At 36.3% G+C, this 26983-nt stretch carries 6 protein-coding genes; all 6 read left to right on the forward strand.

The genetic code is table 11. The features are described from left to right. The first annotated feature begins 422 nt into the window (after positions 1–422). Positions 423–875 carry a hypothetical protein gene (locus tag KHA98_RS14780; RefSeq protein WP_213258693.1) on the forward strand — a complete coding sequence of 151 codons (453 nt, stop codon included), beginning with the start codon at positions 423–425 and terminating at the stop codon, positions 873–875. A gap of 194 nt (positions 876–1069) precedes the next feature. Then, positions 1070–2362 (forward strand): hypothetical protein, encoded by a 1293-nt coding sequence (locus KHA98_RS14785; RefSeq protein ID WP_213258694.1) that lies wholly within the window; start codon positions 1070–1072, stop codon positions 2360–2362. A 98-nt stretch (positions 2363–2460) separates the two neighbouring features. Next, the gene (locus KHA98_RS14790; protein WP_213258695.1) at positions 2461–2868 is read left to right on the forward strand and encodes a hypothetical protein; all 408 of its coding nucleotides are present in this window, start codon (positions 2461–2463) and stop codon (positions 2866–2868) included. After that, positions 2865–4322, forward strand: a complete 1458-nt coding sequence (gene sprC, locus KHA98_RS14795) for a gliding motility protein SprC (RefSeq protein ID WP_213258696.1) — start codon at positions 2865–2867, stop codon at positions 4320–4322. The genes KHA98_RS14790 and sprC overlap by 4 nt, the downstream gene beginning before the upstream one ends. 1 nt (position 4323) lies before the next feature. Further along, positions 4324–9231 (forward strand): PorP/SprF family type IX secretion system membrane protein, encoded by a 4908-nt coding sequence (locus KHA98_RS14800; RefSeq protein WP_213258697.1) that lies wholly within the window; start codon positions 4324–4326, stop codon positions 9229–9231. A gap of 135 nt (positions 9232–9366) precedes the next feature. After that, complete coding sequence (locus KHA98_RS14805) at positions 9367–26952, forward strand: T9SS type B sorting domain-containing protein (protein ID WP_213258698.1); 17586 nt, start codon at positions 9367–9369, stop codon at positions 26950–26952. Positions 26953–26983: the final 31 nt, after the last annotated feature.

Raw genomic sequence — 26983 nt, forward strand, 5'->3', positions numbered from 1 at the left:
GAAGAAAATGGTCGAGTCAAAAATTTTAGAGGGAAAGTTTGTAAGAGGCTTTTTATTTCTGAGAAATTGAAATTTTTTGCTGCAAATCTTTCACTTTGTCAACGGATTTTTGTTAATAAATGCTTCAACCTGAGGAGATATTAAGACTTTTTTGTTAATATTTTTTTTCAAAAAGCGACCAACGTACGTTTTTTTTGGTTATTAATGTAAAAACAAATATATTTTTAATAGCTTTTGTCTTACAGTAGTTCTTGGACTAATTTTAACAAAAACGTCGTTAAAACGCACATTTTCTCGACATAAGACCATTTTTTAAGTTTTTCTTAAGCTTTTTTTTTGAAAAAAGAAATCATTAAAGTTGCAATTTAAGTTAATTTATATATTTTTGTTTTCATCAACAACCAATTATAATTACAGAATCTATGAAAGGGAAAATTATTCTATTAAGTACACTTTTTTTCTTGACAACTGGTGCTGTTTCGGCCCAGGCAAAAAATGCTCCAAGAAGCATTATTAGTACGACGGCTCTTATTCGCAAATACCATGATCAAAAAGAATTGAGTGGTATGCAAAAAGGTGAACTTTTGGAATTATACATTGAGCGTATTAAAGTTTTGGTGAAAACCCTTCCTTACATTGCTTTGGTTACTAAACCGGGTGTTACTATGGCCGACTTAGGTATTCCGGACGATAGTGAACACAAAAAAGTATTGGATGCACAGGCTGTTGGAACAACAACTTTCTTAGATACTACAGTTGATTTTCAGAGAAAAATGATGCCTTATTCTGATAAGGGTAATTTGATCGCTGCAATTTTATTTTACGAGAGTACATTGAAATCATTACACGAGTTCAACGATTTGAACGAAATGTAATTAATAACTATAATTTTTAAAACTTTTTTGAAGGTGTTTACGTAGATGATTTAGATTTTACAAAAACAATGTTTTAGAAAAGCTAATAAAATCAACTCGTTCCCGATGTATCTGATGATTCAGAAAAACCGGGATGAGTTTTTATCATTTACGCATACCCAAATTTATTATTAACCTAATAACACCCCTTTATCATGAAAAAAATTACTCAAATGATCTGCGTCCTTTTGACCGTTACAAGTATGAGTGCTCAGCAAGAAAAAGGAATTATGGGCTACACCAATTGGTTAAACAACTGGACCGAATTTAAGCCTAACAAAGTAGAGTATGGAGAAGCAAACCAAATTTTAGCAGGAAATATTTCTGTTAATACCAAATTGCTGAAAAGGAATATTTATGTTTTGCAAGGAAACGTATATGTTACAAATAATGCCGTTTTAACAATTGAACCAGGTACATTAATCATTGGTGATTTTGAATCAAAAGGAACATTGGTAGTTACAAAAGGTGCACAAATTGTTGCAGATGGTTTAGAGACAGATCCAATCGTATTTACTTCAAACCGCAGCCAGAAAAAAGCTGGAGACTGGGGTGGAATTGTTCTTCTTGGAGATGCTCCAATCAATAAATTCGGAAACGTTGGTTCTTATAACTTAGATCTTGATCCTACACTTACTACTTACGGTGGTGACAATGCTGCAGGAAATTCAGGAATTTTAAGATTTGTAAGAATAGAGTTTGCTGGAAAAAAAGTAAAAGGTGTTGATACTTTCAACGGACTTACAGTAGCTGGTGTTGGTAGTAAAACAATCCTTGACAATGTAATGGTAAGCTACTCTGGTGGTGACTCATTTGCTTTCTTTGGTGGTGATGTAAATGCTTCTAAATTAGTTTCTTACAAGTCAATCAATGATGATTATAAATTTACTCAGGGAGTTCAGTGTCGTTTATTTAACTCTTTAGCAGTAAGATCATCTTACTTATCTAGTAACAAAGACGGTTCTCGTTGTATGGAGGTAAAATCTTACGAAAAGAAAAACGAAACAGACTTTACTAAAAAACAAACTCTTGTTGTTGCAACAAATATTACAATGCTAAATGACAGTGATAACATTAAAGCTGATATTCAGGCAGGTTTAGTTAAAGAAGCAATTTATGTTGCTGAAACAGCTTCTCTTGAAATGAAGCGTACTGTAATCTCTGGGTTTAATCCTGCTGTATTATTAGACAGTAAAACTGAGATTAATGATGCCAACCTTAAAAAAATCAAATTTGAAGAAATGTATTTCAACCTATGTAACGGAAATATCTTTACAGAATACAATTCAAACAATGAAGATTTAGAGAGCTGGTACGGTAATAGCGTGTTTTTTAACGTGATGTCTCAAAGTGATAACAAAGAAACATTCATTGATATTTACAATGCTAAAAAGCCTGATTTCAGATTACAATTAGGAAAAATTACAGCGTCTAGCGGAAACAAATAGATTATTTCGATTTTTATTTCAGCGTAAATTTTATTAATAAAGTCCCCAGACACAATTTATGTCAGTCTCGTACAGGACCAAATAAAGATCAGAACATAATGGCCCCAACTATAAAAAAATATTTTATTTATATTATATTTTTGGTTTCGCCTATAGCAATAAATGCACAGAATTCAACAGGAAAAACAGTAGTTTCTCCAGATTCTTTATGCAAAGCAATGGCGTTTAGCAACAACCAAAATAACAATTCAGCTGGTGTTTCTATCAGCAAATTAGATCATTCTAATCAGCCTATAGTAGGGCTATCCACCCCCGAGGATAGCCTTATTATCGCGCCTGGTGATAAGAATCTATCTACAGAGTGTAACGAAAACAAATTACTTTCTGCAACGTATTCTGTTCTTGCAAAAGACATTATCGAGAATTACAAGTATGATTTTTCGGAAACATTTATTGATATTTTGTTTTTTGAGAATATAGATTTAGCAAGAACACGCACTATATGATTCAGAAAACTACTTTGTCTTTTTCTAAAATTTTATTTCTATTTGGTATAATTCTGTTTACTAAATCGAGCCTGCACGCGCAAACAAAATCAATTAGCCCTCAACAATTAGGCTTTGACAGAATTTGTGCAGGCCCGGATGGAAACGATTATAGCGCTACTTTTACCTATGCAGGATTTCCGGCAGGAACAGTATTTGTTGTCGAACTTTCGACCAATAATTTTACAACTATTGTTACCACAAATACAATTAGTGTTTCTGATCCGGCTGCGAATCAAAAAACGATTAACTTTTCTGTTCCTACAGATTTAGCCGGATCAGATAGTTATAGTCTTAGAGTTTCAACTACTGGTTTTTCAAGTCCTAAGTTTGTTTCTTTTGGATTAAAAACGTCTTTCCCTATCTATTACAGAGCACATAACAATCAATACACTATTAATAATTTTAATGGTACAGCTACTTTTTGTGCTGGTGGTAGTTATTTGTTAAGTATCGATGCTGATTCAACAACCCCGTTAAATGATTCTCCTTTAAAGTTTAAGTTTTTAACTTATAACTGGTTTAAAGATAATGGACCTGTAACGCCTCCAACCCTTGTGGCTGGAGCGACAGGATCAACCTATGCTGTAACTGCAGAAGGAGTTTATTACGCAGAAACAAATTATGGTACTTGTACATCAGAGTCATATTCAAACCGTGTTACGGTTAGCTCTTCGGCTTCTGGTTCTGCAGTTACCATCAACTCAAATTTAGGAAACCCATTTTGTTCTACAGGTTCAGGAACTATTTTAACAGCTACAGACGGTAATAAGTTCTTGTGGAAAAAAGATGGTGTAAATTTCCCTGGTGGAACAACACGCAGTATTACAACAAATGAGGCTGGAATTTATACAGTAGAAGTAGATTTTGGTGGTTGTGTATCTTCTGGTTCAATTGATTTAAAAAGTAATAGTTTTTCAGCTAGTATAGATGTCCCGGATACTAGTTCGATAGACGAAGGAGAAACGATTAATGTTTCTATAACTACAGATGCTGTTAGCCCGACTTTTGAATGGTTTTTAAACGGAAATGCCATTGCTGGCGCCAACGGCAATTCATATGTGGTAGCCGTACCAGGTAATTATAAGGCAAAAGTTTCTCAGTCAACAGGTTGTTCAAGTTCTAAAGAATTTGATTTTAAAGTTACCGGACCGGCGCAGCCAACATCAGTAATTCAAAACATTGTCAAGTTAAGCGGCCAGCATCCATATTGGAACATTCCGGACGTTTACAAGAACGAAAACACCAAAGTAATAATATTAAGCTCCAATGGCGATAAAGTTCTAGATGTTGTCAATTATCAAGGTGATTGGCCACAAAATGCAATTGATTTTAAAAATGTAAATCCAGTATATTACTATGTCATTCAAGCAGACACAGGTGAAAAAAAAGGATCAATAACTGTGATAAAATAATATGAAGAAAATCCTACTATTCATAACTTTATTTTACGGTTTTTCAAATGTACTCTATTCCCAGGATAAAACTGAGAATGGAGTTGTTTCGTTTTCATTACCTATAAGAAATTCATTAAAGTTTAATCGATATTTAATTAACCCTGCATTTAGTTTTGTGAGAGAAACTAACGCTTATGCAAGTTTCTATAACAAAAGACAATGGGTACAATTTGAAAATGCGCCACAAACGTATTTGGTAAATTACTCCGGTCGTTTTAGAGAAAATGAAGCATTCGCATTTGGTTTATTTCAGCAGAATTATGGTTTAATGACTGTTTTTGGCGGAATCGGGAATTTTGCTCACAACATTGTTTTGCAGGAAGACAGTAATTTAACTTTTGGTATGAACGTCGGAATCTACCAAAGTGGTCTTAACAAAGGAAAAATTGTATCTGATGATGTTGAAATTTTGAATGGAGATTATCCTTCAAATACTTTACTTACTGTTAATCCAGGTATCAATTACGGAACTACGTTTCTTGATTTTGGATTATCGGTTAACAATTTAATTCTTTACAATTTTGGTTCAGGTGTAGTAAAAGAAGATCCGGAAAGAGCGATCGAATTACACGCAATGTATACAGGATATATTGATACTTATGGTTTCTTTGACAGAAGTAAATTTTCCGGTATTATAAAAACGGAAATCAAAAAAGATAAAACAGTTATTTCCGGACTAGGTATGCTAACGTTACAACAAGGAGTTTGGGCGCAGGCAGGTTACAATACTTTATACGGAGTTTCAGCAGGTTTAGGGGTTAATATTTCACCTAGCATTGCAATTGAATATAATTATGAAAGAGGAATGGGCAATTTTGCAAACATGGGACCTTCTCATGAATTTGCAATTGCTTACCGATTTAAAAATAGAAATTACTATTACGGAGATGAAGAAGAAGGTTCTATAATAGATCCATCGAGACCAAAACCGGTACCAGCAAAACCAAAATCGGCTGCTACGCAAGTTGACAGAACTGAGATCGCAGAAAAGAACAGACTTGCTGCAGAAGCAAAAGCGGTAGCCGATGCAGAAGCAAAACAAGCACGATTAGCAGCTGCTGAAAAAGTTAAGGCAGATGCCGAAGCTGCGAGATTAAAATTATTGGCAGACAATAAAGCAAAAGCGGATGCTGCCGAAGCTCAAAAATTAAAATTAGCTGCAGATTCAAAAGCAACAGTTGATGCTGCTGAAGCACAAAAATTAAAACTAGCTGCAGATGCAAAAGCAAAAGCAGATGCTGCTGCTGCTGCAAGAACACAAACAGCGACAACAAACAGAGCAGTTGGTGCAGAACAAAAAACGCAAGCACAATTAGCTGCAGATAAAGTAAGAGCAGATGCTGAGGCACGCAGAATAAAATTAGCTGCCGATAATAAAGCAAGGGTTGATGCTGCGGCGGCTGCAAGAGCACAAGCAATTGCAAACAAACCGACAGCAACAGCAGAACAAAAAGCACAAGCACAATTAGCGGCTGATAAAGTTAAAGCCGATGCTGAGGCGCAAAAATTAAAACTAGCTGCAGATGCAAAAGCAAAAGCCGATGCTGAAGCAACAAAAGCACAAGTAGCTGCAAATAAACCAGCAGCAGCACCACAAAAAACACAAGCACAATTAGCAGCAGAAAAAGCGAAAGCCGATGCTGAAGCATTAAGAGTTAAGTTAGCTGCAGATGCAAAAGCAAAAGCAGATGCTGCCGAAGCGAAGAGAAAAGCAGATGTAAAAGCAAAAGCTGAAGCTGCCGATTTACAGTCAATTTTAGCTGCTGATGCAAAAGCAAAAGCAGACTCAGATGCTTATCAGGCTAAACTTGCTGCTGAAGCTAAATTAAAAGCCGCTGAGACCGCAAAAACGAAAGCGAATATAGATGCGGCCAACAAAGCAAAATTAGCTGCTGACGCGAAAGCTAAAGCGGCAGAAGAAGCTGCATTAAAAGAAAAATTAGCTGCTGATGCAAAAACAAAAGCAGATGCAGAAGCAAGACAAGCTCTTATCGCTGCAGAAGCATTAAAATCAAAACAAGCCGCTGAAGCAAAAGTTAAAGCAGAAGAAGATGCACGTCAGGCTAAACTTGCTGCCGATGCAAAAGCCAAAGTAGATGCAGAAGCATTACAAGCAAAACTAGTTGCCGATGCTAAAGCTAAAGCTGATGCGGAAGCACTTAAGATAAAACAAGCTGCAGAGGCAAAAGCAAAAGCTGATGAAGATGCAATTCAGGCAAAATTAGCTGCCGATGCAAAAGCCAAAGCCGATGCAGAAGCATTACAAGCAAAACTGGTTGCTGATGCAAAAGCAAAAGCTGATGCTCAAGCATTACAGGCTAAGCAAGTTGCAGACGCAAAAGTAAAAGCAGAAGAAGATGCACGTCAGGCTAAACTTGTTGCTGATGCGAAAGCAAAAGCCGATGCAGAAGCATTGCAAGCAAAATTAGCTGCTGATGCCAAAGCCAAAGCAGATGCAGAAGCGCTTAAAGTAAAAGAAGTACAGGAAGCAAAAGCAAAAGTGGAAGAAGAAGCTCGTCAGGCTAAATTAGCAGCCGATGCAAAAGCTAAAGCAGATGCTGAAGCATTACAAGCAAAATTAGCTGCAGATGCGAAAGCAAAAGCGGATATGGAAGCATTACAAGCAAAACTAATTGCAGATGCAAGAGTTAAAGCTGATGCAGAAGCAACTGCAAAAGCAAAAGCCGATGCCGAAGCGAAACAATTACAGTTAGCTGAAGAAGCACGTCAGGCGAAATTAGAAGCTGATACAAAAGCTAAAGCGGATGCAGCAGCATTACAAGCAAAATTAGCAGCCGATGCAAAAGCAAAAGCAGATGCGGAAGCACTTAAAATAAAAGAAGCTCAGGAAGCAAAAGCAAAAGCAGATGAAGAAGTTCGTCAGGCGAAATTAGCTGCAGATGCAAAAGCAAAAGCTGACGCAGAAGCATTACAAGCGAAATTAGCTGCCGATGCAAAAGCTAAAGCCGATGCGGAAGCACTTAAAATAAAAGAAGCTCAGGAAGTAAAAGCAAAAGCAGATGAAGAAGTTCGTCAGGCGAAATTAGCTGCGGATGCTAAAGCCAAAGCTGACGCAGAAGCATTACAAGCAAAATTAGCTGCCGATACAAAAGCAAAAGCTGATGCAGAAGCACTTAAAATAAAAGAAGCTCAGGAAGCAAAAGCTAAAGTTGAAGAAGAAGCTCGTCAGGCGAAATTAGCTTCAGACGCAAAAGCAAAAGCGGACGCAGAAGCATTACAAGCAAAACTTGCAGCTGATGCAAAAGCAAAAGCAGATATGCAGGCATTACAAGCACAATTACTTGCAGATGCAAAAGTGAAAGCCGATGCTGAAGCTACTGCAAAAGCAAAAGCCGATGCTGAAGCAAGAGAATTACAATTAGCTGAAGAAGCTCGTCAGGCAAAATTAGCCGCCGATGCAAAAGCCAAAGCAGACGCAGAAGCATTACAGGCTAAACAAGTAGCGGATGCAAAAGCCAAAGCAGATGCTGTAGCATTGCAAGCAAAACTAGCAGCCGATGCAAAAGCCAAAGCAGATGCAGAAGCATTACAAGCAAAACTTGCAGCTGATGCAAAAGCTAAGGCAGATGCTGTAGCATTGCAGGCAAAATTAGCAGCAGACGCAAAAGCGAAAGCCGACGCAGAAGCATTACAAGCGAAACAAGCAGCTGAAGAAAAAGCAAAAGCGGATGCAGAAGCAGTACAAGCAAAATTAGCAGCTGATGCAAAAGCCAAAGCAGATGCTGTAGCATTGCAAGCTAAACTAGCAGCCGATGCAAAAGCAAAAGCGGATGCAGAAGCATTACAAGCTAAACAAGCTGCAGATGCTAAAGTAAAAGCAGATGAAGAAGCTCGTCAGGCTAAATTGAATGCCGATGCAAAAGCAAAAGCAGATGCAGAAGCATTACAGGCGAGACTTGCAGAAGAAGCAGAATTAAAAGCAAAATTAGCAGCTGATGCTGCTGCGGTTGCCGCAGCAAAAGTAGCTTCAACGCCAAAAGACGATACAGCAAAAGCAATAGATAATTTAACACTATCTATAGAAAGTGCAAGTAAAACGCAAAAAGATTTATTGGCACAGTTTAATACAACTGTAGCTAGTAAACAAAGAGATTTGAATGACTTGAAGGAAGAGAATGATTTAAGTGAAAAAGGAATCTACAAAGAACCAAAACCATTTAAAAGTGTTGCTGCAGAAAACAGTCAGTTAGAAGCTTTAAAAGCACAACTTGCAGAGGCGAACAAAAATCAAAAAGATGAAATTGCCCGATTGACAAACCTGTATAATGACAGACTTAAAAAAGTTCCTAATAAAAATGATGCATTAAACAGAGCGTATCTTGAAAAGATAAACGAATTGAAAGCTGCTCAGTTGAAAATGGAAGAAGACAGTGCAACGTTACTTTCGAATTTAGAGCGTATTAAAACGGAAACTGAAATCGAGAAAAAACGTAGAATTAAACGTGCTGCTTACGAAAACGATCAGGGAAGATACAATCAGGATATTGCAGCCCTTAAACGTATTAAGGAAACTACAAAATTGAGTAGTACACCACTTACAGCAAGAGATTTTGATTTTGGAGAAGACCAGTCAAATATGCAGATTATCAAGAACATTAAAAATTCTGAAAATGGATATTACATGATTGTTGCAGTTCATAATAGTATTGAGAAAAGAGATCAATTCCTGACAAAAGCCGTTGCGGCAGGACGTTCAGATATTAATTTCTTTTACAATGTAACAACAAGTAAATATTATATCTACTACGAAAAATTCGATGGTTTGCAGGAAGCAACAAAAGCATTGGAGGCAAAAGGGAATAAGCCATACAATAGTAAAATGGCCATCGTAAAAGTGGAGAATTAATAGAATATATATTTAGAAAGCTCGTCCTTCTTAATTTTTGAGAAGGACATTTATAATAAAAGTTTTAGAACGCTCTAGTTTGTTTTTTAATGCCCCTTAGAAAACAAGCGAAAAGCCCAAAACAAAAAGAAGACTATGAAAAAACCTACTATTTTTAAAGCATTAATTGCAGTCGTATTTTTATTGTTAAGTTTATCTTCCTATTCTCAGGTAAGAGAAGGTTTCAAAACAGAATATAGCGCCAGTTTAAATGGAGATATTTTGGTGATTGGAAACAACATCTTAAACAGAGATGAAAATAAAAGAAACCAGCGTGCAAATGATGCCTTCGACGATGTAAGTAAGGTGAACGACAATTTCGAAATGAAATATATCGATATTGACGGCGATGGCAACACCTTTAATTCAAGTTCTGCGACACTAGTAATTCCCCAGGCTAGTCGAACTTGTTACGAGATTGTATACGCTGCTTTGTATTGGGCAGGAACCTATCAGGGTGCCGACCGTAGCAAAATTGCTAATGTGAAATTAAAAACACCTAAAGCTGGTGCAGCCTACAAGCCCTTAACAGGTACAATCATTTATGATGAAGGAAAACCCGGAGTGACCAATGTATATGCTTCAAAACCATACGCGTGTTTTAAAGAAATTACAGATGAAGTTAAAGATGCTAAAGACGGTGTTTATACCGTAGCAGATATAATGACTTCTGAAGGAAAAGTGACACCAGGAGGTAATTCAGGTGGATGGTCTATTTTTGTAGTTTATAAAGATCCGTTATTACCAAACAAGTTTATCACAAGTTTTAATGGTTTTGGTATTATCAGAGCGAGTGATCCACCGTTGGTGATTCCTGTTTCTGGTTTTAGAACGAATCCGTTTGGAGATGTAAATGCAAAACTGGCTTTTGCTGCGTTAGAAGGTGATGCTTCTTTAAAAGGAGACGGACTTAGTATACAAGGTGCTAAATCTGCAACAGCAGGTAATATTTCTTCACTGGTAAGACCAATTGCACCAGGTACTCCAGGTACACCAAACTTTTTTAATAGTACAATTACCGATGGTGATGTTATTTTGGCGGGTCGTACCCCTGGGAGTATAAACACTTTGGGTTATGATACCGGTGTAGTAAAAATTGACAATACAGGTAATACGATTATACAGAATAATGAAACAGATGCTAATCTTACGATTAACACTTCTCAGGATTCTTATTATATGTTTTTTACTGCCTTATCAGTAGAAATTATTGCGCCAAAAATTGTATTGCGCAAAAATGTACTGGATACAAATGATAAAAATATCGGCGCTCAATCAGTAAATCTGGATCAGGAACTTCGATATGAACTTAAGTTTAAGAATGAAGGAAATGATAGTGCTAAAGGTTTTACAATTACCGATGTTCTCCCACAAAATGTAATTTTTAATGGGCTTTCAGACATCATGGTGATGGATAAAAATATTACCGCAAGCTATGATGCTGCTACCAGAACACTTTTGTTTACAGTACCAGACTATATGGTAGTTTCTAAACAAGCTGGTGGTAGTGAGTATACCATTAAATTTAAAGTTCGTGTTGTAAAAGATTGTAATGAACTAGTTGATGCTTGTTCTAACGAGATTAAAAATACGGCAGTTTCTAAATATTTTGGGGTTTTAAATACAACCAAAGAAGGATTTGGAGAGGGTAGTTATTCAACAATATCTGAGTGTAATGTTGGAGAACCTACATCAACCAATTTCTTAGTAGGTATAGACAAATGTTTATTTAGCAGAGATGTTTCTTTATGTGGTACTGCTGTTTTAACAGCTGCGTTGGGTTATACTACTTATGTATGGAAAGACCAAAACGGTGTTATTTTCGGTGGTAATAACAGACAGGTTACTGTAAATAAAGAAGGAGTCTATACCGTTGAGAATAGCGGTGCTGTAAATTGTAAACCAATTAAGCAGACTTTTAATGTAACGGACTACCTTAAAGGAACAATCAAAAATCCGATAAAAGGAGATAATATTGATCCTGCAACAGGAGAAGCTTATGGTTGCGTTAGGGATAAGAAACCTTTCCCAAAAATTTTCTTATGTGGTTTAAACGATAAGAGATTTATTGACACTAAAATTGTTGGTGCAACAAGTATTACATGGCAGGAAACAAAAGATGTACCGCCGGCAAGTGATCCTAATCCGGATAGCTGTCCTTACGAGGGAGCTACAAACTGGACTACTTTAGCAACCGGACCTACATATACTGTTGACAAAGCAGGTGTATTTAGACTTTTGGTTAATTACGGTAACACTTGTGTGGTAATGCATTATTTTAATGTTTACCAAAACTTGCTTGATCCAAAAGCTGAAAAACAAGATATAATTTGTGATACAAAAGGACAAATTAGAGTTACAAACCCGCCAGAAAATTCAGGATATGTTTATAGTCTTGACGGTATTAATTACCAACCTGAAAGTACTTTTAATAATGTTGCTGAGGGAAGTTACAAAGTTCAGATTAGACAATCTGAATTAATAAACGGTGTAATTTCTACATGTCCGTTTTTTGTAGATGTAGATGTTGAAAAGCTTGATTTAGTTACAAAACTAGAAGTTACAAATCCTATTTGTACAGGTGATTTAGGTACTATCAAAGCTAATATTGAAAATGTTCCTGGTGATTATAAATTTATCCTTAGAAAAAAAGGAAGTACAGTTGAGATTGAAAACACTGGATTCATAAAAAATAATTATAAAGTATTCACGGGTGTTGAACCAGGTTTTAAGTATGAAGTTTTGATGTCTACGACTCACAATGGTTGTGCCGAGACTAAAGAAATAGAAGTATTTGATTACCGTTTAACAGCTAGTGCTAAACTTACTAAAAACCTTTCTGCATGTGGTGACGGACAAATTACCGTAACTGTGACTGGAGGAACTCCAAGACCAGGACCACCACCATATTATATGTACTATGTAAATGGTAATCCGGATTATTTTACAACTCCTGATATTCCTGTAACACTTGCAACTCTTCCTGCAGATGGAAAATACAATATTGTTGTAGTAGACGATAAAGGTTGTAAGGTTACTATACCTACAATCACTGTAGTTCCTATAGCAAAACCAACTATTACAGTTACTCCAAGTGAGGTTTTCTGTTATGGTGCAAATAGCGGAAACATCAAAGTAGATGTTACTCCGGCAGATTCTGGTTATACCGTTTCTTATAGCATCGATGGTGTTAATTTTAACTCAATTTCACCAATTACCAATTTAACTCCTGGAGATTATTCTTTAATAGTTAAATATTCTTATGACAATGTAGAGTGCGTTGATCCGGCAAGACCTGTTACGATCAAAGGCCCAGCTTTCCCGTTAACAGCTTCTGCAGGGGTTTCTGAACTGGCAGGTTGTGGATTGCCAGGATTTGAATATCAGGGTAAAGTTAGAATTACTAATCCACAAGGTGGAACACCTTTTTATAAATATAGTTTCGACGGTCAAAAAACTTGGATTGATGAAAATGAAGCTTATGTTAATCCGGGAACACATACTTTATATATAAAAGATAGTAAAGATTGTATTTATGCAATGTCGGGTGTTGTTTTAGATCCTAAACCAGCCGACCCTACAATAGCACTTGATCCAACCGTTTATAATTGTAACGGAACAGGAAAAACTACTGCAACTGTTACTAATAGCGGTGGTAAAAATTATACTTACGAGTACTATATTGATGGTAAACCAAATACACCAATTACAAATAATGTATTTGATAATGTAATTACAGGTTCTCACACAATATCTGTAAAATATAAGTTAGTCTCTGTTCCAACGTATAGTAATTTATTACGTGAAGATTTCGGAACAGATTTATTTACTTACACAGCCACTTCATCTCCAGATGGATCTTCGCCTGGTATTAATCCTGCTTTTTGTTGGGAGCGACAAATAGAGGCTACGAAATGTAATGCTGATAGATTATTTGCTAATGGTGAATATACAGTTACGAGTAGTTTACGAAATAATCCTTATCACGGGTGGCAGAATCCAATTGATCATACTAGTAATAGTAGAACTGGTGGTAGGTATTTAGCAGTTGATGCGGGTACTGCAATTCCAAATAACGCAGTTCTTTATAGAAAAACAATTAAAGATATTATTCCGGGGCAGCCTATTCAGGTTAAATTCTTTGCTACGAATTTATTGAAAGTAGGGAATCCACAACCAGATGCTTCTTTGACAGTTGAATTACAAAATGCTGCAGGAGTACCATTATCATCACAATCTACCGGAAAAATACCTAAAACTAATGGTTGGGTAGAATACAACAGAACAATTGATCCGGGCAGCAACTCAACTTTAGATTTTGTATTGCGATTGGAAATTTCTCAAGTAGACGGAATCGATTTTGCTGTTGATGATATAGAAGTATATCAATTACCTAAATCATGTGTTACGGAGAAAAAATTCGATATTATTATTGATAGTAATAAAGCGTTTAAACCTTCAGAGCCTTTAGTTGATGATGCAACTTGTAGCGATAAAAACGACGGAAAAATTACCTTAACAGTAGAAAATTTTGATACTGTAAATGGTTATAAATATTCGATTGATAATGGTGTAACATGGAATACAGCTACTGTTTCTCCATTTACTATTTCTGGATTAGGAAAAGGAATCTACAATGTTATTATTAAAAATGACGATGCAGGTTTATGTTCAAGCAGTTTCAGTAAAGAAATAAAAGCGCCGTTGACTCTTACAACAACAGCTAGTATTACGACGCCTCCAACTTGTAAAAAAGGAGCGTCAATTACAGCAATCCCAGGTGGAGGAACACCTAAATACCAATACGAACTACGTTTGGCAGATGGTATTACACCATACCGAGCTTTCCAGGATTTAGCTACATTTGACGATGTACCTGACGGAACTTATACGGTAGTAGTACGTGATAAATCAACTTGTTCTTCTACGGCTTCAGATGTTGTAACGGTTACTTCACCTGTTAAGCCAACAATCGAATTGGATGTAACATCAGACTTATGTTATGATGTAGCAAACAAAGCGACTTTAATTGTTAAAGTAAATGGAGGAAAAGCTCCATTTAATTACAGTCTGGATGGTCAACCATCTCAAAAAACTAATACATTTATAAATGTTGCACCTGGTACGCATTCAATTACAGTAATTGATGCTAATCTATGTGAGGCAGATGCTATTACAGGAATTCAAATTGGAAAACCAATAGTAGTAAATACAAAAGTTACTAAACCTATTGATTGTACAGGAACGCCTGACGCTGAAATTACAGTTACTGCAACAGAGGGAATTGCTCCATATACTTATGAAGTTTCTACTGATGGCGGAACTACTTTTAACCCAATGTTAACTAATGTTTACAAAACACAAACAGTAGGAAGCTATATCTTTAAAGTTACAGATTCAAAAGGATGTTCTGCTACAGGTACAGCAGTTAATGTTGTTACTAAATTAGAGCCAACAGGTTCAATAGTAAGCCAAACAAATCCAAAATGTAATAATGATGCAAACGGACAATTTACAGTTTCAGGATCAGGTGGTTCAGGAGCTCCATATGAGTTTAGTTTTGACGGAGGTGGTTTTAGTACAACTTCAACATATTCTAATTTAGATGCTTTCGTAGGTGCTGTAAACAGTAAAAAGTATACATATCAGGTAAAAGACAGTAAAGGTTGTTTGTCACCGGTTTATGATGTTATTTTAAACAACCCTACAAAAGTAGAAGCTTCGGCTACATTCCCAGCCAATACAAATTGTAGCAGTACAGTTATCATTACATCAAAAGGTGATGGTGGTTCTGGTACTTATACTTACAGTTTTGGCGGAAGCACAACTTATACTGGCGTAAATACATTAACAGTAACCCTTAAAGCTACTACACAGGATATTACTTATTCTGTAAAAGATGCACAAGGTTGTATTGATACAGATAAAATTACAGTTCCGGCATTTAATGCGCCAACAAAAATTAATTTCTCTGTACCGGCAGCAATTACTTGTAACTTAACATCAACAAGTATTACATTGACTACTACTGGAGGTATTGCTCCATACAAATATGAAATTACAGCAGGACCGGTTACCGGAAACAATACTACTGGTATATTTACTGGTTTAACTCCTGGAAGCTATTCATTTAAAGTAACAGACGCAAATGGTTGTTCTATTACAGATACTAAAACCATAAATGGTGCCACTACAATTTCTGCTTCAGGCTCAAAAACTGATGAATTATGTGTGGGTGACAAAAATGGTACAGCAACGTTTACAGTTAATGGTGTAAGTAGTACAGGTAATTTCACATACACTTTAACACCAAATGCTGGAACACCAAGTCTTACAGGAAACGTAGTAACTTATACTGGTTTACCTTCAGGAACTTATAATTTTGAAGCTATAGACAAAACAACAGGTTGTAAAACAGATTCTGAAAAAGTAGTTATTGATGCTGCAACAGCTATCGATTTTACTGTTACAGCTTCAAAAATTAACTGTTCAACTACAGTTTCAACATTAGATATTACTGGAATAACTGGTGGAAGACCTGGATATGAATATGCATACGCAGCGAGTCCGTCTACAGTTCCAACAACAGCTTACGGTACAACTTTAAAAGTAGACACGGCAATTTTAACAACTTCAATTGATGTTTATGTTAAGGATTTAAACAATTGTTTTAAAAAGAAAACAGTTACTGTTTTAGCAGAAGACGCTCCTAAAATTGATCCTGTTGCAACACAATGTTATACTGGTACCCCAATTTCAGTAACTATTACTGGTACATATGTGGGAACAGCTACATTTAGTAAAGACGGAGTTAACTATGGTACATCTAATACTTTTAATTTAACACCTGGTACTTATACATTATCTTTAAAAGACGGTTTTGGTTGTCCTGCCTCAATTTCTTATACAGTTGCAGAAAAATTAACAATCACTCCTGAAGTTGTAGAAGATATTGCATGTACACCAAACACAACAATTAAATTAACTTCTGCTGGAGGTACAGGAACACACACTTATGCGGTGTCGTTCAATAATGGTACTTATACAACAACTACAAGTCCATATACTGCGACAGTAGCAGGAAATTATAAATTTAAAGTAACAGATTCTGCTAATCCTGCTTGTAGTGCAGAAACTGCTGTAATACCAGTTACTTTAAAACCAACTGTTTTAACTATTAAAGTAGATAAAACACACGTAAAATGTAATGGAGGTTCTACAGGTACTATTTTAGTAACGCCAACTTCTGGTAAAGCTCCATATACATATACTATTACAAGACAAGGTACACCAGCAACTGTATATACAGTGAATAACCCTTCAGGAGTAACTGAGGGAGTTTATGACATTGTAGTTAAAGACGCTATTGGTTGTGAGGTTACAGATCAGGTAACTATTACTGAGCCAACGAAATTAGTTGTTACGGCAAATGCTAATCCGTTTACTTGTGATGTTACTAATACAAAACAAGGAACATCAGTTATCATTGATTTACCAAATACAGGAACTGCTCCATATACCTACAGTTTTAATGGAGGATCGTTTACAGGTGTAAATACTTTACCAGTTACTGATAATGGTGCAGACCAAATTATTAAGTATGCTGTAATGGATGCTAACGGTTGTACTGCGTCAGGTCAATTAACAATAAACAAACTTGATCCGCCAAAAATTACAAAAGTAGATGTAACTCCAATTTATTGTAATCCAGCAACTAGTCAGACTAGTACTGCGACAATTTCATTATCTAGAGCAATTTTACCAACAGATTCATTTGTAATTGTTGCTGGACCAGTAGTTAATACAACTGGTGCAACAACAGGTGTTTTCACCGGACTTACAGCAGGTAACTATACTTTTAGAGTTATTGCAGGTAATAAATGTTATGATGACTTCTTTAAAAATATACCTCCGGTAGATCCGTTTACTGCGATAGCGACAAAACTAAACGATGTGTATTGTTTTGCTACTCCAAAAGAAACTACAGGAAATATCAGATATAATGTAGGTGGATTTAAAACAACATACAGCTATACCGTAAATGGTGGAACAGCTGTAACAGGTCAGACAGCAGCTATTTTTACATTGCCAAATCTTGGAGAAGGTAAATATGATGTTGTATTTACAGATGAAACAACATTATGTATTATTTCAACTTCAATTACAATTACGCAGCCAACAGATGCTTTAACATTAACGGTTGATTCTAATAAAAATGCAAACTGTAAAGTTTCTACAGCGACTGTTACAGTTAGCGCGACAGGAGGTACACCAGATTACAAGTACGCTTTTGTACAAAATAACGTAACTCCTTTAGATACAGATTATAAAGGATTAACAACGGTTAGTCTAAATCCGGCGATCACTACAGATTGGGATGTATGGGTTAAAGACAGCAAAGATTGTACTTACAAAGTAGATCTTAAAATTGCTATGGATACTAAACCAACAGTTACGGTTAAAGTACCAAATCAATGTACTGCATCAGGAAATACATTCCAGATCGTAGCTACAGGAGCAGATGGAGTAGCACCATACACGTATTCAATTAGTACAGGTGCTGCACCAAGTCCGGCAGATACATTTACAGTATCAGCGGGTACTTATACTATCACGGTTACAGATGCTAATGGTTGTACAGGAACTATTCCGGTTACGGTTTACGATGCTCTTGCAGTGCGTGCAGATCTTGATAAAGATTTAACTTGTACGGCTCTTGCACCGACAGATGCTACAATTACTGTAAAAGTTGTTTCTGGAGGAAAAGCCGGATTCAGCTATAAAGTAAAATTTAACGGAGGTGCTTATTCTGCAACAGGAACAGCTTTCGCCGGAACATCATTCCCTTATACAACTTCTGCAGCTGGTACTTATCAATTTGAAATTACAGATGCAAATGGTTGTACAAAAGAAACTGCTGTAATTACAGTTTCTACGCCAGATACAGTAACTGCTTCTGCAACACCAAAAAATCCTACTTGTAATGGTGATACAGATGGTTCTGTAACGCTTAAAGGACTTACAGGAGTTGGACCGTTTAAATATATTTTTAACGGAAGCGCTTTGTCAGACCAAACTGTTTATGGTGGTTTAGCAGCTGGAACTTATTCTTACACTGTAAGAGATGCTAAAGGCTGTGAAATTATCGGTACTGTAACATTATTACAACCAGCTAAAATTGATCCGATTATAAAGCCATGGGGAATTACATGTAGTAGTACACAACCAGGTAGTATTGACGTATCGTTAAGCACTTCTTCAGGTGGTACTGCTCCGTTTATTTATCATTTGTATGATAATAACATGAAAGAAATTGGGAGTTATACTGCCAATACAACAGCAGATGCAAATGCAGTTCATAATTTCCCAGCTTTACCTTTTGGAGATTACTACCTTAACATTGTAGATGCAAATGGTTGTAAGTTTGAGAGTAATGCAATAAGAATTGAGCCTCTTCCGTATTTGAAATTTAATGCACAAACTATTGGAGCAAATTGTACCGATGGTGTTTCTGTTAAATTAGAAGTTACAGGTGGTACTGCGCCATTCATATATTCAATTTATGGTATTGGTACTACATCAGGTTCTACAACTGCTACTGATTATACATTTATTAAATTAGATCAAAATACAAAATACACTTTCTTAGTAGTAGATAGTGGTGGATGTCCATCTTATTTAGATTATACCACAGGTAAAATTTCAGATGTTACCGTTACTGCTACAACAAAAAATGTAACTTGTTTTAATGCTGCAAATGGGGAAGTAACATTCTCTGTAAAACAGCCGGGTGCAGGTGTTACTAACGTTTATTATGAGCTTAGAGATAATCTGACAAATAAACCATTTATTCCGGGTATTGATGGTACAACTTTACCGGCATCTCCGTTTGATGGTACAATTACCAATTTAAAACCAGGTAACTATACACTTTATATTAAAGAGATAGGTGGAACAATGTGTTCAACAACGACGATCTTCAGAATCACAGAGCCAGCTTCTGAGCTTACTGCTGATTTTGATGGTATAGTAAACGCTAATTGCCGTAGTAATGCTTTTGTAACTATCAAGGCAAAAGGTGGTACAGGTCCTTATACTTATGCTGCAGCACTTGCACCTACAGTGCCAAATCCTGGTGCTTTAGACACAAGTAATGTATTGGAGCTTCCTTATGATGCTGCAACAAGCAATAACTTTAACATCATCGTTAAAGATGCAAACGGATGTACGTATCCTTTAACTTTAGTGATTACAAAAGACGAAAGCCCAATTATCGGTTTATCAGTGGCAAACAAATGTGCTGCTGAGGATAATTATGGAATTGTGGTAGCGCTAAACAATGTAGGAGTAACTCCATATGCTATAAAAGTGGATAGTGGTGATTTTGTAACTTATACAGGAACATTCCCTTATACTATTACAGGATTACATTCAGGAGATCATACAGTTACAATTAAAGATAAAAACGATTGTACAGATACTAAAACAATCAAAATTGATGCTCCGCTATTAGTAGTTCCAGAGATCATAACGCATCCTGATTGTGGTACAAGCAACGGAGAAATTTTACTAAAACCATCTGGAGGTTCAGGAAGTTATGCTTATAATATATTTCCACCAGATCCAAGTATAGTAATTACAGGAAATAGCATTACAGGTTTAAAATATGGTAAATATACCGTAACAATGAGCGATGTTAACAATGTAGGTTGTTCAACTACAGCAGACTTTGAATTGAAAGAAGCAACACCAGTAACTTTTGATGCTGTTGTAACTCATCCTCTTTGTAAAACTGATGCCAACGGAACTATAACAGTAAACCTATTACCAGGTAATGACGAACCAACATATACGTATGTTATTACATCAGCGACTGCGACACCGCTTCCTATTGGAATTACACAAGCAGACAATGTGTTCTCTAATATTCCGGATGGAAAATATACTATTACAGTAACTTCTGGTAAAAAATGTTTTACATCTCACACTTATGATGTTATTGAACCAGCAGTTGCTTTAGGAGCAAGTGTAGTGTTTAAAGATTTTGGATGTACTACAGGTTCTACACCAGATCAGGCAGTAGTAACAGTAACTGGTACAGGTGGAACAGGTCCTTATGCATATAATTTTGACGGAAGTGATATATACACTAATGTTAATAGTATATCGGTTAGTGCCAGCGCTTCAGCGCAAACAGTTAACTATTATGTAATAGATAAAAATGGCTGTAAATTCTCAGGTACTCAGAATATTGCTGGATTCATACCATTAGATGATATTAAATTTGATGTAACAACAGCACCAACGTGTCCGTTAAAAGAAACTACTATTACATTAACAGTAGTTGGAGGATATGCAATTTCGAAATACGAAATGATTTCTCCGGTTTACAAGGATAACGGAACTTCTGCAGTATTTGCAAACTTAACAGCAGGTAACTACATGTTTAAAGTTACAGATGCACGTAATTGTTCTATTGAGAGACCTTATAAAATTGAACCTCTTAATCCAATTGACATTGTTAAAACTTCTTCACTTAATGTGAGTTGTAACACAGCAAACGGAACAGATAACAATGGAGAAGCTACATTTACAGTGTCAAGTTTCAGCGCAAGCGGAAATTATGATGTTGTTGTAACAAGTACACCGGCAGCATTGCCATACAATACGCCAACAATTGCAACAGGTGTTACAGCAGATGTTATCACTGTAACAGGATTGGTACAAGGAACGTATACAGTAACAGTAACAGACAAAACTACATTATGCTCAAAAGGCGATAATGTCACTATTACTATGCCGGCAGCAATTGATTTTACACCAAATGCTACGACAGTATATTGTTCTCAACAAGATTCTCAAATTACCGTTACAGGTATAACAGGAGGTACACCAAATTATAAATATGCAGTAGTTAAAGCAGGAGATCCAAAACCAACAACTTTTGGAGATATTAGTGTACCAGTTACAGTAGCGACAGCTTTAACTGATTTAGATTGGGATGTTTATGTACAAGATGCAAATGGTTGCGTTTCGTTAGCGAAAACAGTATCGGCACAATACGATGCAGCACCAGTTCTTAATGTACCGGCTCAACAATGTTTTAAAGGTACAGATATCACAATTGATTTTGCTGATGCTTTAATCTCTACAACGTACAATGGTAATAAAACATTTACAGTAAATGGTTTAGCAACAGGAAGCAGCATCACATTTAAAGATGCTGGAAAATATACAATCGTTCTTACAGACGATCATGGTTGTTCAGCTACAATCGATTATATTATTGAAAAAGAATTAACGGTAAGCGCAACAATCAAAAAAGAATTGTTCTGTACAGGTGCAGTAGATGCAATAATTGATGTTGAAATAAAAGGTGGTAAAGGATCCTACCAATATCAAATGTACTATAATGGTGCTGTGTCAGGTGGTGTAACAAATACCGCTGGTGATTTTAGTGTATCAGTTAGTTTAGCTGGAGATTATCATTTCGAAATTACTGATAGTAATTCACCAGTATGTCCGGCAGTGAGTTTGCCGGTTACAGTTGAAGCTCCGGTAATACCAAAATTAACGCCATCACAAATCAACGTGAAATGTTTTACTGATAGTAATGGAGAATTAACAGTGGTACCTAGCGATGGTGTTGCACCATACACATTTACAATTACAGGTCCAGTTAACCATACAGGTGACACAAGCGGAACTTATACAGGTTTAAAAGCTGGTTTTTATGATGTAACAGCAACAGATGCTAAAGGATGTTCTAATACAGTTAATATAGAAATTACGGAGCCTAAAGAACTTACTGCTGATGCTGCATTCCCGCCAAATACTACTTGTAGTATTGCAACGGTAATTACCGTAACAGGTCACGATGGTACACCAACAGGTATAGGAACCGGATATTATTATAACTTTAATAATACAGGTTATGATACCGTAAATACATTTACTGTAAATGACGATGATAACGGTACAGTTCAAACAGTTTGGTATACTGTTAAAGATAAAAATGGTTGTGAAACAGCTCCACAATCAATAGTTGTTCAACCATTAAACAAACCATCTGCTCTATCATTCGCAGCAACAGCAGTTACATGTGCAGCGGCTACAAGCGATGTTACAGTGACGGCTACAAATGGTGTAGGAGCGTTAGAGTTTAAGATTATCGAAATTAATGGAGTTACAGGTACATATACTGCGATTTCAACAACAGGAAATGCAGTTCCGGCTGTATTTACAGGATTATTACCTGGTGACTATAAATTTATGGTAACAGATAGTAATGGTTGTTCTTATACTGATTCATTTACAGTAAAAGATGTAGTTAAAATCCAGACAACTGGTCAGGCTACAGATAAAACTTGTGTTTACACAGATGATGGAACAGCAACATTTACTGTTTCTGATTTCGAAGGAACGTACACATATACAATTACTAAAAACACTGGTACGCCTTCGGCTCCAGTTACAACATCTCTTACTGAAATTGTTTTAACAAACTTAACAATAGGAGATTATAAAATTAGTGTTGTAGATGATGCTACACAATGTCCATCAGAATTTACGGTGACTGTAAAAGACCCAATTGCGGTAACAGTTACAGAAGAAGGAAATGTTAATGCAAATTGTACGACTTTCGCAACTGTTACAGTTGCTGGTCATGGAGGAATAGCAGATTATACCTATTCATTTGTTCCTGCAGGGGCTCCTTATGGTACATTTACAGATGAGGCAACAAGAAAATTAAATCCGGCAACAGCAGCATGGTATGTTTATGCTATGGATCAAAAAGGATGTATTTCTGCTCCTATAACAGTAAACATTACAACAGATCCGTTACCAGCAGGATTTACTGCAACGGTAACAACACAATGTGCTGATGCTTTAGGTAATTACGAAATTGTAGTTACTCCTGGTACAGGAATGGGACCATTTACTTATAGTATTGGTGGTGGATTCCAGTCAGAATTAGAATTCATTGTAAAAGCACCTGGAACTTACGATTTAGTAGTTAAAGATAAATTTGGTTGTCCATTTACATTTACTGCAGCGGTAACAATTTTACAACCAGTAGATTTAGTTATTGATAGTAAAGTATTGCCAACTTGTAAAGATGGTGACGGAGAAGTAACAGTAACTGCAACAGGAGGAACTGGAAACTTTAGCTACACTATTGATGGAGGTATAACAGTTACAACAACACCGGCAGTATTTGATAAGCTAACAGCTGGTTCACATACAATTATAGTGACCGATTTAGGAGCTAATAACTGTACGGACAAAGTGACGTTTGAATTAAAAGCTGCAACTGAAATTACAGGATTTAAAGTAGTTGCTACTAATGTTTCATGTTTTAATGGTAACGACGGAACTATTACGGCAAGTTTAGATCCAACAAGTGATGGAGTAAACGATAACCCGATTTACATGTACAGTATTGATGGCGGAACACCTCAGGATGATCCTGTATTTAAAGGATTAATAGCTGGAGATTACATTGTAAGTGTAATTTCAGGAAGAGGTTGTACTGATGATTTCCCGGTTAAAATTACACAACCAGATCTTATTGTAGTTCCAACTCCAGATGTGGTTCAATATCTATGTACTACTGATAATGTAAGCAACTTTGCAACTATTACAGTAAATGGTGTAACCGGTGGTACAAAAGATTATACTTACACATTTATCAAAGCCGGAACACCAACTCCTGTGTACGTAGGACCTAGAAATTTCTATACAGAAACAGATTATGCTGGTGGAACTTATACTATAACCGTTACTGATCGTAATAACTGTTCAGGTGCTGCTGTTGGAACATTCACGATTGATCCATTTATTGCGATGGATAAAGTAGTAATCGATGTAAACCAACACATAACTTGTGCAGTTAAAGAAAACATTACAGTAACTGTAAAATCAAAAGCAGGTGTTAATGTACCGGGTACATTCAAGTACACACTTACAGGAATTAACGGAACTGTATATGGACCGATTGATACCACCGATGGAATCTTTACAGGTTTAGAAATTGGTAATTATTTAGTTACAGTTTTAAATACAGTAACAGGATGTACAATTCAGAATGTTCATTTCATCTCTGATCCAAATACATTTGAGATCCAAGCCGTTCCTGTTGCAAGTAAAATTTGTTATGGAACTAGTGATGGTAAAGTAGTATTAACTTTTGTTGATAATCAACTTAATCCGAGCAATGACGCAGGAGCATTCGATTATACAATTACAGGGGTTACGGCTACTGGTCCGGTTACGCTTACAGGATCAACAACAGATGCAGGTCCATTTGAAATTGGAAGCCTTAAAGCGGGGACATACAATGTTATTGCTAAATTAAAAGGAACACCAACATGTGAAGTAACAACTGTATTTACAATTGACCAACCAACAGCAGAGCTTATAGTGACAAAAACACAATCAGAAATTACTTGTCTTGCAGGTAATAACGATGGAGTAATTGTAGCTTCAGCAACTGGAGGATGGCCAGGTCAATACTTATACCAATTAGTAGATGCTACTACTAATGCTGAAGTTAGACCATACAGCGCTTCACCAGTATTTGACAAATTAATGGCTGGAAACTATAAAGTGAATGTTATAGATGGTTTCGGTTGTATAGCCTCTGTTAATGCAAGTTTAGTTAATCCAACACCAATTAGTATTACAATTAGTGCTACACCAATGCTTACTTGTTTCGACAACGAAGACGGAGTACTAACAATCAATACAATCAATGGTGGTTCAGGAAACTATATCTATACACTACACGGTGTATTGGTAGACGGAACTGTAATTACAGCTAAATCACAAGGAGCAAAACAGTTTACAGATCTTAAAGCAGGAACATATTATATTACTGTAAATGATAGCTGGACTTGTACAAACGATTCTAACAAAGTAACTATTGCAGAGCCAGCATTGGTAAAAGCAACGGTGGAAATTTTCTCAACAGAAACTTGTAAAAATCCACCGGTTATTATATTGAGAGCTTCAGGCGGAACACCACCTTATACGTATAGTGCTGATGGAATTAACAACTTAGGAACATTTGCTTCATTTACTACTATTACATTGCCGGTGACAAATGCTAAAACAGAATACAAGTATTTTGTACAAGACTCAAAAGGATGTAAGAGCTATGTGTCTAACACTACAGAATTCTTACCAGTTCCTGAGTTAGGATTCGAGCGTGAAAGCAAAATTGATATTAGATGTAAAGGAGGTTCTACAGGATCTATTACTGTACTTGCAAAAGGAGGTTTAGGAAACTATATCTATACGTTACAAAATGGTGCAGGAGTAAATATCACTCCGGCTCCGGTACAAACGACGCCAGGTTCATTTACAAATTTACCTATCGGTGACTACATTGTAAAAGTAACAAGCTTAGATTGTTCTGTGCCATCAATGTTATTCAAGTTAACAGAACCAAATGCTCCATTAGAAGCAACAGCAGTTCCAACTGATTTAACTTGTAACGGATTCAATAATGGTAAAATAACAGTAAACGCTAAAGGCGGAACAGGAATTTATAAATACGCTATTGAGCCGGAATTTAGACAGTTCTTTGATAAAAACGTATTCGAAAACCTTAAACCAGGATTCTATGATATCTTAGTTCAGGATGAAAACGAATGTTATATCTTCCTTAAAGATGTTGAAGTAAAAGAACCAGGATTGCTTATTGCAACCGAAATTCCAAACTCAATGATCCCAGAGGTATGTGTTGGAGACAAAAACGGTGCATTCAGTATTGAAATCACTGGAGGAACAGCTCCTTATACAGAAAGTCTGGATAACGATAAAGGACCTTACCTTCCGGTAACAGGAAACACAAGAGACTATACAGGTCTTACAGGAGGTATGCATACCGTTTACATTATCGACAGTAAAGGATGTACTAGCGAAGTAGTAATCGATATGCCATTACCGGTAGTACTTGATCCAACTGCTGAAGTAAATTATGACTGTGTTGACAATAAAGCGGCAAACAGAGTTACAATTACGGTAGACGAAAGCATTACAGACCTTTCAGAGGTAGATTACCAATTGGATGGTACAGGTGCTTTCCAGACAAGTAACATCTTCATCAATGTTGCTCCGGGTAATCACTTCGTAGTGGCGAGACATACAAACGGTTGTGAAGTGCCAACGGCAAGTTTCAACATCATTGGATATGAGAAATTAGTATTATCATTATCTGAAGAAAAAGGAGTTTGGAATGTTATTACAGCTACAGCAGTAGGTGGAGGTGGTGACTATATGTACAGTATTGATGGCGGAAGCTTCACTACAGAAAATAAATTTAAAATTTACAAAACAGGTACATATACAATCACAGTAAGAGACAAAAACGGATGTACAGATACTAAAGAATATTTCATTAAGTATGTAGACGTTTGTCTTGACAATTACTTTACTCCAAACGGAGATGGTGTTTACGATACTTGGGGACCTGGTTGTACAAATATTTACAACAACCTTGAATTCTCAATCTTCGACAGATACGGTCGTGTAATTGCTAAATATCACTATGGTCAAAAATGGGACGGAAGATACAATGGAGAGGAATTACCTTCTGGTGATTACTGGTATGTTCTTAAACTAAATGATGAGAATGATGGAAGAGAGTTTGTTGGACATTTCACTTTATACAGATAACAGATTAGAGCCCCAAATTATGTTATCTAAA

Origin of the sequence: Flavobacterium branchiicola (assembly GCF_018383905.1) — a bacterium.
GTDB classification, from domain to species: Bacteria; Bacteroidota; Bacteroidia; order Flavobacteriales; family Flavobacteriaceae; genus Flavobacterium; species Flavobacterium branchiicola.